This is a genomic window from Bacillus sp. ATD, from assembly GCF_050585765.1.
GTDB classification, from domain to species: Bacteria; Bacillota; Bacilli; order Bacillales; family Bacillaceae; genus Bacillus; species Bacillus stercoris.
Genome location: NZ_JBOBQH010000001.1, coordinates 717,356 through 732,206, shown reverse-complemented (window position 1 = coordinate 732,206; position 14,851 = coordinate 717,356). Strand labels below are relative to the sequence as shown.

General features: G+C 44.2%; 18 protein-coding genes. 5 read left to right on the top strand and 13 right to left on the bottom strand.

Annotated features, from left to right (window positions below; translation table 11 throughout):
- Positions 1–8: 8 nt before the first annotated feature.
- Entirely contained in the window at positions 9–485 is a 477-nt protein-coding gene (locus ACQXR1_RS03725; RefSeq protein ID WP_014665224.1) for a divergent PAP2 family protein, read from the top strand.
- A 29-nt stretch (positions 486–514) separates the two neighbouring features.
- Here the strand turns inward: ACQXR1_RS03725 and spsC are convergent, their stop codons facing one another.
- The 4 genes from spsC to ACQXR1_RS03705 all read right to left on the bottom strand — a co-directional run bounded on the left by spsC (position 515) and on the right by ACQXR1_RS03705 (position 3,185).
- Positions 515–1,171 (bottom strand): stationary phase survival protein SpsC, encoded by a 657-nt coding sequence (spsC, locus tag ACQXR1_RS03720; protein ID WP_080488032.1) that lies wholly within the window; start codon positions 1,169–1,171, stop codon positions 515–517.
- Between the two features lie 103 nt (positions 1,172–1,274).
- Positions 1,275–1,595, bottom strand: coding sequence for a YuiB family protein (locus ACQXR1_RS03715; RefSeq protein WP_014665226.1), 321 nt, complete (start codon positions 1,593–1,595; stop codon positions 1,275–1,277).
- 53 nt (positions 1,596–1,648) lie between these two features.
- The gene (locus tag ACQXR1_RS03710; RefSeq protein ID WP_015714640.1) at positions 1,649–1,792 is read right to left on the bottom strand and encodes a YuiA family protein; all 144 of its coding nucleotides are present in this window, start codon (positions 1,790–1,792) and stop codon (positions 1,649–1,651) included.
- Between the two features lie 172 nt (positions 1,793–1,964).
- Positions 1,965–3,185: an NAD(P)/FAD-dependent oxidoreductase gene (locus ACQXR1_RS03705; protein ID WP_430771748.1), complete on the bottom strand. Its 1,221-nt coding sequence runs from the start codon at positions 3,183–3,185 to the stop codon at positions 1,965–1,967.
- A gap of 331 nt (positions 3,186–3,516) precedes the next feature.
- Here ACQXR1_RS03705 and yumC point away from each other — a divergent pair, with 331 nt between their 5' ends.
- Positions 3,517–4,515: a ferredoxin--NADP reductase 2 gene (gene yumC, locus ACQXR1_RS03700; protein ID WP_003220618.1), complete on the top strand. Its 999-nt coding sequence runs from the start codon at positions 3,517–3,519 to the stop codon at positions 4,513–4,515.
- Between the two features lie 40 nt (positions 4,516–4,555).
- On the opposite strand, the gene ACQXR1_RS03695 is transcribed toward yumC, so the two are convergent.
- Positions 4,556–4,696 carry a hypothetical protein gene (locus ACQXR1_RS03695; protein ID WP_014665230.1) on the bottom strand — a complete coding sequence of 47 codons (141 nt, stop codon included), beginning with the start codon at positions 4,694–4,696 and terminating at the stop codon, positions 4,556–4,558.
- Between the two features lie 278 nt (positions 4,697–4,974).
- On the opposite strand from ACQXR1_RS03695, the gene guaC reads away from it, so the two are divergent.
- Positions 4,975–5,955: a GMP reductase gene (gene guaC, locus ACQXR1_RS03690; protein WP_430771747.1), complete on the top strand. Its 981-nt coding sequence runs from the start codon at positions 4,975–4,977 to the stop codon at positions 5,953–5,955.
- Between the two features lie 70 nt (positions 5,956–6,025).
- On the opposite strand, the gene ACQXR1_RS03685 is transcribed toward guaC, so the two are convergent.
- The 6 genes from ACQXR1_RS03685 to ACQXR1_RS03660 all read right to left on the bottom strand — a co-directional run bounded on the left by ACQXR1_RS03685 (position 6,026) and on the right by ACQXR1_RS03660 (position 10,515).
- On the bottom strand, positions 6,026–6,649 hold the full coding sequence (locus ACQXR1_RS03685) for an FMN-binding negative transcriptional regulator (protein WP_430771746.1): 624 nt from the start codon (positions 6,647–6,649) through the stop codon (positions 6,026–6,028).
- The gene (gene paiA / locus ACQXR1_RS03680) at positions 6,649–7,191 is read right to left on the bottom strand and encodes a spermidine/spermine N(1)-acetyltransferase (RefSeq protein WP_227099405.1); all 543 of its coding nucleotides are present in this window, start codon (positions 7,189–7,191) and stop codon (positions 6,649–6,651) included. Before paiA ends, ACQXR1_RS03685 begins: the two co-directional genes overlap by 1 nt.
- Positions 7,192–7,511: 320 nt before the next feature.
- Positions 7,512–7,874, bottom strand: coding sequence for a HesB/IscA family protein (locus ACQXR1_RS03675; protein WP_003244166.1), 363 nt, complete (start codon positions 7,872–7,874; stop codon positions 7,512–7,514).
- A gap of 78 nt (positions 7,875–7,952) precedes the next feature.
- Entirely contained in the window at positions 7,953–8,807 is an 855-nt protein-coding gene (dapF, locus tag ACQXR1_RS03670; protein WP_014665235.1) for a diaminopimelate epimerase, read from the bottom strand.
- A gap of 121 nt (positions 8,808–8,928) precedes the next feature.
- On the bottom strand, positions 8,929–10,143 hold the full coding sequence (locus ACQXR1_RS03665) for a NupC/NupG family nucleoside CNT transporter (protein ID WP_014665236.1): 1,215 nt from the start codon (positions 10,141–10,143) through the stop codon (positions 8,929–8,931).
- 135 nt (positions 10,144–10,278) lie between these two features.
- Complete coding sequence (locus ACQXR1_RS03660; RefSeq protein ID WP_430771745.1) at positions 10,279–10,515, bottom strand: YuzB family protein; 237 nt, start codon at positions 10,513–10,515, stop codon at positions 10,279–10,281.
- Between the two features lie 262 nt (positions 10,516–10,777).
- On the opposite strand from ACQXR1_RS03660, the gene ACQXR1_RS03655 reads away from it, so the two are divergent.
- The gene (locus ACQXR1_RS03655) at positions 10,778–11,845 is read left to right on the top strand and encodes an NAD(P)/FAD-dependent oxidoreductase (RefSeq protein WP_014665237.1); all 1,068 of its coding nucleotides are present in this window, start codon (positions 10,778–10,780) and stop codon (positions 11,843–11,845) included.
- Positions 11,846–12,067: 222 nt separating this feature from the next.
- On the opposite strand, the gene ACQXR1_RS03650 is transcribed toward ACQXR1_RS03655, so the two are convergent.
- Positions 12,068–12,394 carry a YuzD family protein gene (locus tag ACQXR1_RS03650; protein ID WP_430771744.1) on the bottom strand — a complete coding sequence of 109 codons (327 nt, stop codon included), beginning with the start codon at positions 12,392–12,394 and terminating at the stop codon, positions 12,068–12,070.
- 97 nt (positions 12,395–12,491) lie between these two features.
- On the opposite strand from ACQXR1_RS03650, the gene ACQXR1_RS03645 reads away from it, so the two are divergent.
- Positions 12,492–12,827 carry a NifU family protein gene (locus tag ACQXR1_RS03645; protein ID WP_172640843.1) on the top strand — a complete coding sequence of 112 codons (336 nt, stop codon included), beginning with the start codon at positions 12,492–12,494 and terminating at the stop codon, positions 12,825–12,827.
- A gap of 42 nt (positions 12,828–12,869) precedes the next feature.
- Here the strand turns inward: ACQXR1_RS03645 and ACQXR1_RS03640 are convergent, their stop codons facing one another.
- Positions 12,870–14,843, bottom strand: a complete 1,974-nt coding sequence (locus ACQXR1_RS03640) for a S9 family peptidase (RefSeq protein WP_430771743.1) — start codon at positions 14,841–14,843, stop codon at positions 12,870–12,872.
- Positions 14,844–14,851 lie beyond the last annotated feature (8 nt).

Below are 14,851 nucleotides of genomic sequence, written 5' to 3'. Positions count from 1 at the left end.
TGTCGCCGATGGAACTTTTAACGAATTTTCCTTTATTATCAAGCCTGGCCGCAATTATTTTTGCTCAGGTCATCAAAGTGCCCATACAGTATATCGTGTCCAGAAAACTGGACTGGTCGCTGGTCACAAGCACAGGCGGCATGCCGAGCTCTCACTCCGCAGCGGTCACTGCGCTTTCTACAGGCGTAGCCTTGGAGCATGGATTAGGCTCCTCACTCTTTGCGGTTTCTGCCATTTTCGCCGTCATCACCATGTTTGACGCAACTGGCGTCAGACGTCACGCCGGTGAGCAGGCAACAGTCATTAATAAGCTTGTCATTGATTTTAACCGTTTTGTTAATGAAGCAAAGGACTTCCCTAAAGCTGAAGAAAAAGAAAAACAAAAAAAGCTGAAAGAGCTTCTCGGACATCAGCCGATCGAAGTCTTTTTCGGAGGCCTGACAGGTATTTTACTAACATTGGCACTCGCTTACTTTTTCATGTAAAAAACGCTCCTGCTTTCGCTGGAGCGTTTTTATTCTTTCACCGTTTTATATTGATTTCTGAACACTTGCAAAGATTTTGTTTCATTGAGCTTCTCAAGCTCATCCTCGGTAATCTTTCCCGTTCCCTTTTTAATCACATATACATCAAGGGTTTTTTTGCCCCATTCATTGTATACATCTTTGACGGTTTCAAAGTACAAATCAAGGCGGTTTCCCTTAATAGCCGATCCGGTGTCAGCTACAACTCCGAGACCGTAATTCGGAATGAATAAAATCGTGCCGATCGGGAAAACCGATGGGTCGGCAGCAACCGTGGAATACAGATCCCGTTTCACTTTCACGCCTGAATATGTAAGCCCGTATAATGGATCACCGGGATTTTTTCCCGTCGACTCAGCTCCTGCAGTATAACCAGTTGCTGTTACTCTTTGGACCGGATACTCATCCCAGTCAAATGCTTCTTCTAAGGGTTTTGTTTTATCCTTAGCCGCGGACGTCGTTTGTGTTTGTTTCTGCTGCAATGCTTTTAATGTCAGTCCTGCATGCTTCAAGTGCTTTTCTTGATGTTCCTGCACCCATTTTGACAAGTCCTTCGCTTCAATTCCTGACACTGATAAAAATGTCGTGCCAAATGCAAGCAGAAATAAACAGGTCATCAGCAAACGTCTGATCATATTCAACATCATTCACCTCTCCTCCGAATCATTGTTCCCAAGCGGAGAGAGCATTATTCAAAATGATGAATGAGCTGAACATACAAAAAAAGCTTTCTATAGAAGAAAGCGGCAGTTAAAACATTTGATATCCTCTTTTTCTGAGCATATTGATCGCTATCCCTGACACAATGGCGCCGGCCAAACCGCTGGCTAAAATCAGCACATCGGCAGCCGCTAATGATAAGACACGATGAAACAGGCTGGCAAAGGATTCTCCCGGCGACTGGACATAGCTGACCAGCTTTTCTTTGCTGATAATGAAAAGGCATACAACCGGATAAATCACAGCCATAATCCAAGACATTCTCAGCAGCATGTTTAATAAGAAACCGATTCCAAAAAACAAAACAAAAAACAAAACAATTGAGATGATTACGACTGGCAGACTAATCAACCTATTCCACCCCCCTGCGTTGCTTTTAGTGTAACGCGGGGGTGGAAATAAAGTCAACGTCTGGAAAATGAATGACTGTCTTTTCCTGTCCCCTGGCAAGACGGACAAGTCTCTGAACCGCCGAGAATCAATTGAAAATATCCTTTTCCTGAGCAAAATGGGCATGCATGTGAAGCGGTTGTCGTTGCAGTTTTCATCTGATCATCACCCTTTTTCTTAATTTTCTGATAATATAACATATCAGGCTGTCAACAATAAAGTCAGATCATGTGACAAATCTTTTCATGTAAGCGGAAACATACTTATTTTCCTCTCGTTCTCTTTTTATTTTGGCGTTTTTTAATAAAGAAAACCCGCTTCCGCGGGTTTTTAGAAAAACTTGAACTTGCCTTTTTTTAGTGTCAGTCCGAGTCCACCAATCATAAACAACGATCGGTTATCAATGACTTTTTTCATAAACGAAGCCGGCGTGCCTTTCAGCTTTCTGCCATAAACAACCCCAACCGCGTTATGCTCGCCAAGAGAAGCCACTGTTCCCTTAATGTCCGGCTTGAATTCCTCAAGCTCTCCGCCTTTAATAAGCCTGCCAAGGTTTTTAGCGACTGTTACGCCCTGCTGCATGGCAATTTGCGCAGTTGGCGGATACGGACGCTCTGTATCTTCATTCATAAACAGCGAGCTGTCACCGAGAATAAAGACATTGTCATGTCCTGGGGCGCGAAGATCAGGGTTGACTTTCACCCGGCCGCGCATATTTTCAAAACCGGCTTCCTCCACAATCGGATGGCCGCGGACACCTGCCGCCCATACAACGGTTTGCGATTTGATCTGCTCTGGTTCCTCATCTTTTTTGCCGACTCTGACTCCTTCTGGTGTACATTCTTGTACAGCCGTGCCGATCTTGAACTCAATTCCGTTTTCCTCAAGATAATGTACGGCATAGTCAACAAGTTCCGGATCAAAGCCCGGCAAAACGGTCGGCGCTGCTTCCACACAAACGATCCGGACAAGGCTTCTGTCAACGTCATACTCCTTACAGAGCTCCGGCACGCGAGCCGCCAGCTCGCCAAGGAATTCAATGCCCGTAAATCCGGCGCCGCCAACAACGATCGTTAACCTGTCCGGCCTTTTTTCCGCTTCCGTATTGTAAGTCGCAAACTGCAGCTCAATATGTTCCCGCAGCAGACGCGACGTGTTGATGTTGGCGATCGGAAACGCATATTCTTTTAAACCTTTAATGCCGAATGTTTCAGGCACGGCGCCGAGCCCGATGACTAAATAATCGTACTGCAGTTCTCCATTCGCAAGCACAACTTTTTTCTCATCTATTTTGATTGCCTTTACGGTATCCTGTACAAAATTGACCCGCGACTGGTTGATTACATCTTTTATCTGATAACGGCAGCGGTCATGGTGGAGCGTACCCGCGCTCGCTTCATGCATCCATGTCGTTTCATAATGATAATTGTGTTTATTCACAAGCGTAATATCAGCATCATTCGGCCCGACAAACTTTGTCAGCCTAGTTACCGTCATCAATCCGCCATATCCTGCACCTAAAATCACGATTTTGGGCTTATTCAATGCCATCACATCCACCTTCTCTTTTTTTGCTTTTGTTAGACCCATAATAAAATCATCATTTGTGTTAGCTTCAGCTTATTGGCGGGATTTTATGAAATATATTGAAAAGTTTTTTGTGAAGTCCTCACCCATAGCACTACTACCATGTTTATCCGGCTGGCTCAAGAAACATTCAGAAAAAGATCATTTCATTTGGTTATTATCGTAGCGGCCGGCGGAAATATTTTCAAGAATGGATGGGCGCGTTGTATCCTTACGATTTTTTCTGCTGACTCGTCAATTCGAACGGCAATATGGTATAATTAATAACAATTTTCATTTAGGAGGCAATTTTCGTATGCGAGAGGATACAAAGGTTTATGATATTACAATTATAGGCGGGGGACCGGTCGGCTTATTCACCGCTTTTTACGGCGGGATGAGACAGGCAAGCGTCAAAATTATCGAAAGCCTGCCTCAGCTCGGCGGACAGCTTAGCGCCCTATACCCTGAAAAGTATATATATGATGTAGCGGGATTCCCGAAAATCCGCGCGCAAGAGCTTATCAATAACCTAAAAGAGCAAATGGCGAAATTCGACCAAACCATTTGTCTGGAGCAAGCGGTTGAATCAGTTGAGAAACAAGCGGATGGCGTGTTTAAGCTTGTAACAAATGAAGAAACCCACTACTCTAAAACAGTCATCATTACTGCAGGAAACGGCGCATTCAAACCGAGAAAGCTGGAACTTGAAAATGCCGAGCAGTATGAAGGCAAAAACCTCCATTACTTCGTTGACGATCTGCAAAAATTCGCCGGCAGACGCGTTGCGATCCTTGGCGGTGGAGATTCCGCGGTTGACTGGGCGCTTATGCTTGAGCCGATCGCAAAAGAAGTATCAATCATTCACCGCCGCGACAAGTTCCGTGCGCACGAGCACAGTGTGGAAAACCTTCATGCGTCGAAGGTTAATGTCCTGACACCATTCGTCCCTGCGGAGCTGATCGGTGAAGACAAAATTGAACAGCTTGTGCTTGAAGAAGTGAAAGGCGACCGCAAAGAGATTTTAGAAATTGATGACTTAATCGTCAACTACGGTTTCGTTTCATCTCTTGGACCGATCAAAAACTGGGGTCTGGACATCGAGAAAAATTCCATTGTCGTGAAATCAACAATGGAAACAAATATCGAAGGCTTCTTTGCAGCAGGTGACATTTGTACATACGAAGGAAAAGTCAACCTGATTGCCAGCGGCTTCGGTGAGGCACCGACAGCAGTGAACAACGCCAAGGCTTACATGGACCCGAAAGCCCGTGTACAGCCTCTTCACTCAACAAGTCTTTTTGAAAATAAATAATAAAAAAAAGGAGTTTGTGTCAGGTGACACAGCTCCTTTTTTATTTGAAGATATTTATATAATTCAGTGCGGTTCCAACAACCAGCGCAATCACAAGTGCTGCGACTACCCAGATCATTGTCATAATAATACGGTCTTGAATCTTTTGGGACTTCGGTGTTTTTTCTTCGTTTTGGGCCATCTTTTTTGCTCCTTTCACATGTTCATGCCATAAAGAAAGCCTGGTGCTGAACAACCAAGCTTTGCTGAACGTATATCATTCGCGTTTTGATCCGCTCTCTAAGACCATTCGTTAAAACTATGATACCTAAACTCACTCTGTATGACAAGCTTCGACACTTGCACCACACCTGCCAGAAAATAATAATGTTTGACATCCTAAATAAAACAGAGTACATTATATAAGGCGAACATTTCATATAATATACGTTTAAATATTCGTTTTTAGGAGTGAAAACCATGGAAAACGTGTTTGATTACGAAGATATCCAGCTAATTTCTGCAAAATGTATTGTAAATAGCCGTTCAGAATGTGATACATCCGTACGTTTAGGCGGACGCACCTTTAAATTACCCGTCGTCCCTGCCAATATGCAGACGATTATAGATGAAAAGCTTGCGATTCAACTAGCCGAAAATGGCTACTTTTATGTCATGCACCGATTTGAGCCTGAAACACGAATTGATTTTATTAAAGATATGAACGCACGCGGATTATTCTCTTCTATCAGCGTGGGCGTTAAAGAGGAGGAGTATGAATTTGTCCGCCAGCTGGCAGAAGAAAATTTGGCTCCGGAATATGTGACAATTGACATTGCTCACGGTCACTCAAATGCTGTCATTGAAATGATTCAGCACCTCAAAAAACATTTGCCGGACAGCTTTGTGATTGCTGGCAATGTCGGAACGCCCGAAGCGGTCAGAGAGCTTGAAAATGCGGGAGCGGATGCCACTAAAGTCGGCATCGGACCGGGAAAAGTATGTATTACGAAAATCAAAACCGGCTTTGGCACAGGCGGCTGGCAATTAGCGGCGCTGCGCTGGTGCGCCAAAGCTGCGAGCAAACCGATTATCGCCGATGGCGGCATCCGCACCCATGGCGACATCGCAAAATCAATCCGATTCGGCGCAACGATGGTCATGATCGGTTCACTATTTGCCGGACACGAAGAATCGCCAGGCCAAACGATCGAAAAAGACGGAAAGCTTTACAAAGAGTACTTCGGCTCAGCCTCAGAATTCCAAAAAGGCGAAAAGAAAAATGTCGAAGGCAAAAAAATGCACGTGGCCCATAAAGGCTCAATCAAGGATACACTGATTGAAATGGAGCAGGATCTTCAATCTTCTATTTCTTATGCAGGCGGAACAAAGCTTGACGCCATCCGCAATGTGGATTATGTAATTGTAAAGAATTCGATTTTTAACGGGGATAAATATTAATCATAAAAAACGCCAAGTCAGCGGCGACGCTTGACTTGGCGTTTTCTGTTACTTCTTCAGCAAAGTATGCTTATATTCGCTTTTTGAATGTATCTTTCATCAGTTCTGCCATTTGTTTTGCATTTGGATTTTCTTCATGTTGCAACTGATCAATGATGTTCATATAATCTGTTTCATTTCGGTTCTGGCTTAATTTATATGCCGCCTGAATGTCTTCCACCTTAATCTTAAATCCAACAATACCTTTCAATTCACGTTCTAAGAGTTTTGGAGAAAGCTTATCCCATAAAACAGGATGATCACGATGTTTTTCGTATTTCTCCAGCATGATTGTTAATTCTTCTGCTAGTTCATCTTTCTCTAACATACTTGCTTTTCCATACATGTGGACAGCCTGGTAATTCCACGTCGGAACATTTTCGCGTGAATACCAGGAAGAAGAAATATAAGCGTGCGGTCCCTGAAACATCACAAGCACATCTTCACAGGCTTCAAACGTTCTCCACTGAGAATTTCCATAAGCAAAATGCCCTGTAATATAGTAATGATCGCCTTTTTTATGAAATCCTAACGGCAAATGAGTGGCAATTGGTTTTCCTTGTTCTGTTGTGACAATCGTACCAAAGGCGTTTTCTTGTACAAAATTCCAAATGTCTTCAGCATTTGTGACCTTAAAATATTTTGGAATATACATCAACATCCACCCTTTGAAAAATATGATGTGAGCGTTTTGGTCATGATTAAGTCTGTTTGTTCTTCATCCCCCATATAAAAAGAGTGGGCGCCAGTCTGAACAAACCCCATTTTCTTATAAAAGGCAATGGCATTTTCGTTTTTTTCCCATACACCTAGCCAAATGTTCTTTTTATTACGTTCCAGCGCAATTTCTATCGCTTTATTCAGCAGATGTTTGCCAAGCCCATGCTTTTGAAAGCTGTTCTTTATATAAATTCTCTCGATTTCAAGTGATTCAGCGCCCATTTCTTCAGACTGCGCATCATCGATGTTGACCTTTACATATCCAGCGACTTCATGATCAAAGTAAACAAAAAAGAATTCCGAAGACATATTGGATAATTCCTTTTCCAACTGCTTCGTGTTAAATGCCCTTTCTAAATAGGCTTTCATATTTTCAGGTGAATTCTGATCTTTAAAAGTGTCGTTGAATGTTTCGATACTCAATTGTTGGAGTATTTGTAAATCTTCCCGGCTGCATTTTTTAATGTTTACACTCATGTTCGGATTTAGCTCCTTTATATAAAATCACGGAACAGATACTGACCTTGTTGCCATTCCACCAAAAATCTTCTCCACCATCAACTCCTTAACAGTATTTTTGTTGCAATTGCAATAAAATACTATGTATTAAATATAGCGTAACTTCGCTGTATTTACAACAAAATACAAAATAACGACAATACAGGATTTCTCTGTCCGAAACACTCGGACCTCTGCTTCATTTTTAAAATGCAGAGCATAATAAAAACGCCCCCCTTAACGATAATTTATCGCTAAGAAAAGCGTCAGTAATAGTTGCTATCCGTTTTTAGTAGTGCTTAGCACTCTTCAGGCTTGCCTGCATTCGTTGCTGTTCTGAACGAAGAACCGCAGCCGCATGAAGCGATGGCGTTTGGATTGTCGATGGTGAAGCCGCCGCCGAGCATGGATTGTTTATAATCAATCACGGTGCCGTTCATGATGTCGAGGCTTTCTTTGTCAACTAGAACAGTAATGCCGTGCTGGTCAAACACACTGTCTGATTCACTCTTTTCATGCTCAAAGCCCATGCCGTAAGAAAGCCCGCTGCAGCCGCCGCCTTTGACGCCTACGCGCAGAAACGCGTTTTCTTCCTCATGCTCTTTCATCATATCTTTTATATGCAAAGCTGCTGCTTCTGTAATTGTTACCGGGTTGCTCATCATTGTGAACCTCCTTTTAAAAACCGGTTGCTGTCTTTTATTATAAACATGATCGTCCCAATTCTCAAACAAGGTGTTTTACAAGAAATAGACACCCTCACAAACGGTTTCGGCAGGCCCTGTCATCATCACATGGCCGTTATCTTTCCAGTTTATCACCAAATCACCGCCTGCTAAATGCACCGTGATGTCTTGATTTCGTTTTGATACGCCGTTCAACACAGATGCGACAGCCGCTGCACATGCCCCTGTCCCGCATGCCTGTGTAATGCCTGATCCCCGTTCCCAGACGCGGAAATGCAGTTCTTGTTCATTCACGGTTTCGACGAATTCCACATTGACGCCTTCCGGAAATCTTGGGTCTTTCTCAATCACCGGTCCCAGTGTTGTTAAGGGTGCCTGTTCGATGTCAGCGATCGGAAAAACGATATGCGGATTTCCCATTGAAACGGCAGTGCCTGTTAGCTCAACTTCACCAAATGCCATGGTTTCATTGATTGTGTGCTCTTCCCCGCCGTCAAGCATCGGGAGCTCGGATTTTGATAAGCGCGGTTCGCCCATATCGACAGTGACCACATTCACTTTTCCATTTTCAACTTGAACCTCCGCTTTCACAAGCCCGGAGAGGGTTTCAATCAGAAAAGATGTTTCCTCAACCAGCTTATGCTCATATGCGTATTTTGCGACGCAGCGCAGGCCGTTGCCGCAGTTTTTCCCTTCAGACCCGTCATTATTAAAAATCCGCATTTTAACAGGCGCTTGATCTGATGGGCATATCAGGATCATTCCGTCAGAACCGATCCCTGTATAAACAGAAGAAACCTGAATTGCAATCTCTGACAGTTTTTCTTCAGGAAGCTGTTCTTCAAATTGATTCACATAAATATAATTGTTTCCCAGGCCGTGCATTTTGGTAAATCGAAATGAGTTCATAGGTGCCTCCAACTTTTTTCTTTTTCTTAGTATAAAAGCTATTATAAACGGACACAATACAATTATCCCCCGTTTTTCATACATAAAAGCTCCTTGCACTGACGCAAGGAGCTTTTATTGTTTATATAAACATGCCGGCAATAGCTGCGCTGAGCAGATTGGCTAATGTTCCCGCAAGAACAGCCTTCAAGCCGAGACGTGCGATATCCGAACGGCGGCTGGGCGCTAATCCGCCAAGCGTACCAAGCATAATCGCTATTGAGGAAAAATTGGCGAATCCGCATAACGCAAAACTGATAATGGTAGCCGTTTTCTTAGAAAACTCGCCGATGTGCGGACCGAAGTTAGAATAAGCGACAAACTCATTCAGCACCAATTTCTGGCCGATATAGCTTCCAGCCTGCAATGCTTCATGCCAAGGCACGCCAATCAAAAAGGCGATAGGAGAAAACACATAGCCGAGAATGGATTCTAATGTGACGCCTTTTAAGCCGAACAAGCCGAAAGCCCCGCCGAGAATACCGTTTACTACGGCGATTAACGCAACGAACGCTAGCAGCATCGCCCCAACATTTAACGCAATTTGCAGTCCTGTTGACGCTCCCTTTGCAGCTGCGTCAATGACATTGGCTGCGCCTTCGCCTTCATCCATTTTAAAATCGCTATTTACGGTTTGCGTTTTTTCCGTTTCGGGTATAATCAATTTACCAAACACAAGTCCAGCTGGAGCAGCCATAAAGCTGGCCGCCAGCAAGTATTCAATCGGAATACCAAGAAGCGCGTACCCAAACAAGGTAGATCCCGCAACAGCCGATAGTCCGCTCGTCATAATCGTAAACAACTCAGAGCGCGTCAGCCCGGCAATCAGGGGCTTGATCACTAACGGAGATTCTGATTGTCCTACAAAAATATTGGCAGCCGCTGCCAGAGATTCCGTTTTGCTTGTTCCAAGGAGCTTCGACAATCCGCCACCAATGACACGGAAAACGAGCTGCATGATTTTCAAATGATATAAAACTGCAATCAGTGCTGAGAAGAAAATGATAACGGGCAGTACACTTAATGCAAATGCCGGACTGTCGCCGACCTTTAAAAGCGGTCCAAAAATAAAACTGATGCCTTCATTCGCATAGTCAATCAGAAGCTGTACACGGCTTGAAAACCATAAAAAAACAGCGCGTCCCGCTTCCCATTTCAACACGATGTATCCAAACGCCACCTGTGTGCATAAACCAACGATGACGGTTCTTATCTTAATATTGCTTTTCTTTTCTGAAAATAAAAACGCGATAGCAATGATCGCAACTGCGCCCAGCAGTCCCCACAGAACATTCATGAATACTCGTACACCTCTTAAATTTTATTTAAAAAAATATCTTTTATACGATAACAATAATATTTTTTGATGTCTACACATTTTTTAGTTCTTTTGTACGACAAAATAAAAAAGGGCCTGTCCAGGCCCTTTTCTTTAAAACATTGGATTTTCTTTAATAAAGGTATATATATTCTCAACAAGCTCAGCAGGCGTTTCACCCATGACGACTTCTCCGTTTACCAGAGCGAAAAGCGATTCCATACATGTCCCGCAGTAGCTTAAGCAGCCGTATTCAAGGACATCCAGGTTGGGATCCTTCTCTAAAATCGCCCTAGCTTCCTGAGAGCCGTGAGCCAGATTGCTGACACAAAATTCAATCATTGGATTCATGCGGTTTCACCTCACATACATCCATTATCGCGAATTTTTTACGATTCGTCAAAGACAACGGACTGTTCAAGATTTATTATCGTAACATATCATTTCTTGTATAACGTTTTACTAATTTGCGCTTTCAGGCTAAATTGTAGGTTATTTTGAAACTATTATTGTGATTTTAGATCAAATTCGATATAATTCTAGATGTTATTTTACATAGTTCGTATTTTCTTCAATGTGTCTATCATACTCTTCGGATTAAAGGGGAATTCAAATGAAAAAATTGGTCTTGATCGGCGGAGGTTACGGGAACATGCGTGTTCTTCATCGCTTATTGCCAAACCAGCTGCCTGATGATGTTTCAATCACGTTAATTGACAGAAATCCTTATCACTGCTTGAAAACAGAATATTATGCCCTTGCCGCAGGCACAATTTCTGACCACCATATCAGAGTGTCATTCCCAGAGCACCCTCGCCTGGATGTCCAATACGGTGATATCACATCAATTGATATTGCACAAAAACAAGTGCTGTTCCAAGATCGTGAACCGATTTCTTACGATGACGCCGTCATCGGGCTCGGCTGTGAGGATAAATATCACAACGTGCCGGGAGCGCCTGAATTCACCTACAGCATTCAAACCATCGATCAGTCCCGTGAAACCTACCAAAAGCTGAATAACCTGAGCGCTAATGCCACCGTCGCCATTGTCGGAGCGGGCTTAAGCGGTGTTGAGCTTGCAAGTGAATTGAGAGAAAGCCGTGATGACCTGAACATTATTTTGTTCGACCGCGGTAATCTCATTTTATCAAGCTTTCCCGAGCGTTTGAGCAAATATGTGCAAAAATGGTTCGAAGAGCACGGTGTCCGCATTATTAACAGGGCAAATATCACAAAAGTAGAAGAAGGCGTTGTGTATAACCACGATGATCCGATTTCTGCAGACGCCATCGTGTGGACTGCCGGCATACAGCCAAACAAAGTTGTCAGAGACTTAGATGTGGAGAAGGACGCACAAGGGCGTATTGTATTAACGCCTCATCACAATCTTCCAGGTGATGAACATCTGTATGTTGTCGGCGATTGCGCCAGCCTTCCTCATGCACCGAGCGCCCAGCTGGCAGAGGCTCAAGCAGAGCAGATTGTCCAAATCTTGCAAAAACGCTGGAATGGAGAAGCCCTGCCTGAATCAATGCCGCAGTTTAAGCTGAAAGGCGTCCTCGGTTCACTTGGAAAAAAAGCCGGTTTCGGGCTTGTTGCTGACCGTCCGCTGATCGGCCGTGTTCCGCGTATGCTGAAATCCGGCTTGCTGTGGATGTACAAACACCATAACGGTTAATGATAGAGAAGAACCGCTGACCAGGTCAGCGGTTTAAATGATTACAACGGCTAAAACGGTTTTAGTTTTAGCCGTTTTCATCTTTTCAGCGTGTTTGAAAACCCTTGAAGTCTAGGAAAGGCGAGCATTGGAGCGGAGCGAATGTTTTCATTCGTGAGCACCAACGCACAGGCTTGACAACGAATGCGAGGGTTTGTCCACACGCTGTAACCGCTGATCAAGTCAGCGGTTTTCTATATACCCATGCTTCTCCATTTCCTCATAAACGTCTTTTAATTTTGGATTGCCTTCACCGACAATTTTGTCTTCTACGAGCACAAGCGGATAAAAATACTCGTCATTTCTGATTTTTTCCGCAAGCTCTTTCTCATGTTCATTGTCAGGCGGCTCATGAATATCGATGTATTGCATCTCAAAAGGCTGATTTGGATATTTTCTTTTCAGCGCAGCCTCAAGCCACTCGTATGTATCCTTGGCTGTCGGCATATTGACACAGCTCGCACAAACGGTTTCTGCCCCGTACACGCTGAGCATGATTGGCTTCATCACTGCAAATGCCCCCTTCTCCTAGGTAAGTCCTTTCTTTAAGTATACAGAGCCAAAGGGCGTTTTTATAGAAAAAAACCGTTTTTGTGTTGAAGTCTGAATGTGCTATAATAGGGAAAGCAACTTTGCAAACCAAACAATAGATTTTTATTGTTACACTGAATATAATGGTTTTATGACGATGAAAGGAGCGAATGTCATGACTGAAGTTGAAATGAAAGAACAGGTGCAGGAAGTACTGGACAAACTTCGTCCGTTTTTACTTCGTGACGGCGGTGACTGTGAGCTTGTAGACGTAGATGAAGGTATTGTTAAGCTTCGTCTTCTAGGCGCATGCGGCAGCTGCCCAAGTTCAACAATTACGCTGAAAGCCGGAATTGAGCGCGCTCTTCTAGAAGAAGTGCCGGGTGTCGTTGAAGTAGAACAAGTCTTTTAATCAAGCAGCCAGGCTGATATTTGATCAGCCTGGCTTTTTTTATTAGAGATATTGGTCAAACCATGAGCTTATATAATTCAGGCGCTTGATCCGCTGTCTTGGGTGTCCGGTGCGTGACAAATTGTGCGACGCTTTCGGAAAACGGACAAACATCGTTTCCTTGCCCATTTTTTTTAGAGCGATAAACAGCTGCTCCGCCTGCTCGATCGGGCATCGGTCATCCCGCTCGCTATGCAGAATCAAAAGCGGTGTCTTAACGTTTGCTGCGTATTTTAAAGGAGACCGGTCCCAGAGCTTTTCTGTGTCCTCAAACATGTCATGCTCAAGCTGCCAGTCTGTAAAGAAATAGCCGATATCACTGACGCCGTGAAAGCTGATCCAATTTGAAATCGAACGCTGGGTGACGGCAGCTTTAAAGCGGTTCGTCTGCCCGACGATCCAGTTGGTCATAAAACCTCCGTAGCTTCCGCCCGTAACGCCGAGCCGCTTAGGATCAATCTGCGGATCTCGTTTGATAGCCTCATCCACAGCCTGCATCACATCGTCATAATCCTTTCCCCCATAATCTCCTCTGACTGCATTCACAAATTCCTGACCGTAGCCGTGGCTTCCCCTCGGATTGATATAGACGACCGCATATCCTTTCGCCGCCAGCACTTGAAACTCATGAAAATATGTATGCCCGTACATCATATGAGGACCACCGTGTATGTTGAGAATAAGTGGATATGCTGTTTCAGCTTCCATTTGTGCGGGCTTCATCAGCCAGCCGTTCACCGTCACGCCGTCTTCTGTGACATATTGAATCTCTTCAGGCATTGAAATCGCATGTTCACTGACAAACTTGTCATTCACGCCAGTCAGCTGTTTTTCTTCCTGTCCAAGCGGGATACTGTAAAGCTCACTCGGTCTGTCCGGCTTTGTCACACTGGCCATAAAGTGCTGTTCATCAGGTGAAAGAGAAAAGCTATTGATGTACTCCTTTTCCAGACGAATCGGATACACAAGGCCTTCAATCGAAATATAATAGATTCCCGTGCTTCCTTGATCTGTGCCGATAACATAAAACCCTTGGCAGTCTTTCGTCCAAATCGGGCGCTGTTCGGCACCTCCAATCAATGAATCTCCAATCAGCGCATCCGCTAAATGAACGTCCAGCATCTCAGTCAGACATGTGAGGCGGCCTTGTTCGATATCATAGAGCCACGCCTTTGAGAGCGTTGCATTCTTATATTCCTTTTCATTTCCAAGCAAAGCAAGATACCTTCCGTCTGATGAAAATGAACTTGATCCGAATGAGCCGCGATGAGGTGTAACCTGCTTTAGATCACCAGACGCCAGTGACATCATGTAAACATCATGCGGCTTGCTGGCATCATCCGTTTCAGTTAAATTAGCTGAGAAAACAAGCCATTTGCCGTCAGGAGAAAAAGCAGGATCGCCATGATCGGCTTTGTGATTTGTCAGCTCCTTCATCTCGCCAGACTTGACGCTGACAAGCACAAGCTGGGCATACGCACCTCTCGTCAGCCCTTTGCCGTCCCGTTTATAGGAGAGACCATGAACTTCAACAGGTTCATAGCTGTCCTGCTCCATTTTTTCTTGATCATTAACACTTTCCCCCTCTCCCAAATTGACAGTGACAAGAATCGATTCACCGTCAGGAGACCATAGCGGCTTTGACACGCCATATGGGATATCAGTCAGTTTTCTTGCTTCTCCGCCTTCAGTGCTCATGATATACAGCTGTGCTGCATCCCCGTCACGATCAGAAATAAAAGCAAGCGTGCGCCCGTCCGGAGACCATCTTGGGTCGGTGCTTCGCTTTTCTCCATGTGTCCAAGGAACAGACCCGCCTGTTTTTGTTTCGTAGATCCATATATTTGATGTATACGAATCTTTCTCTTGGTTTACTTGCGACTTCACAAATGCGGCACGGGTGCCGTCTGAGGCGTATTGAGGATCTGTCACAGAGACAATCTCTGTGATGTCTTCTGCGGTTATCAGCTTTTTCATATTCATAT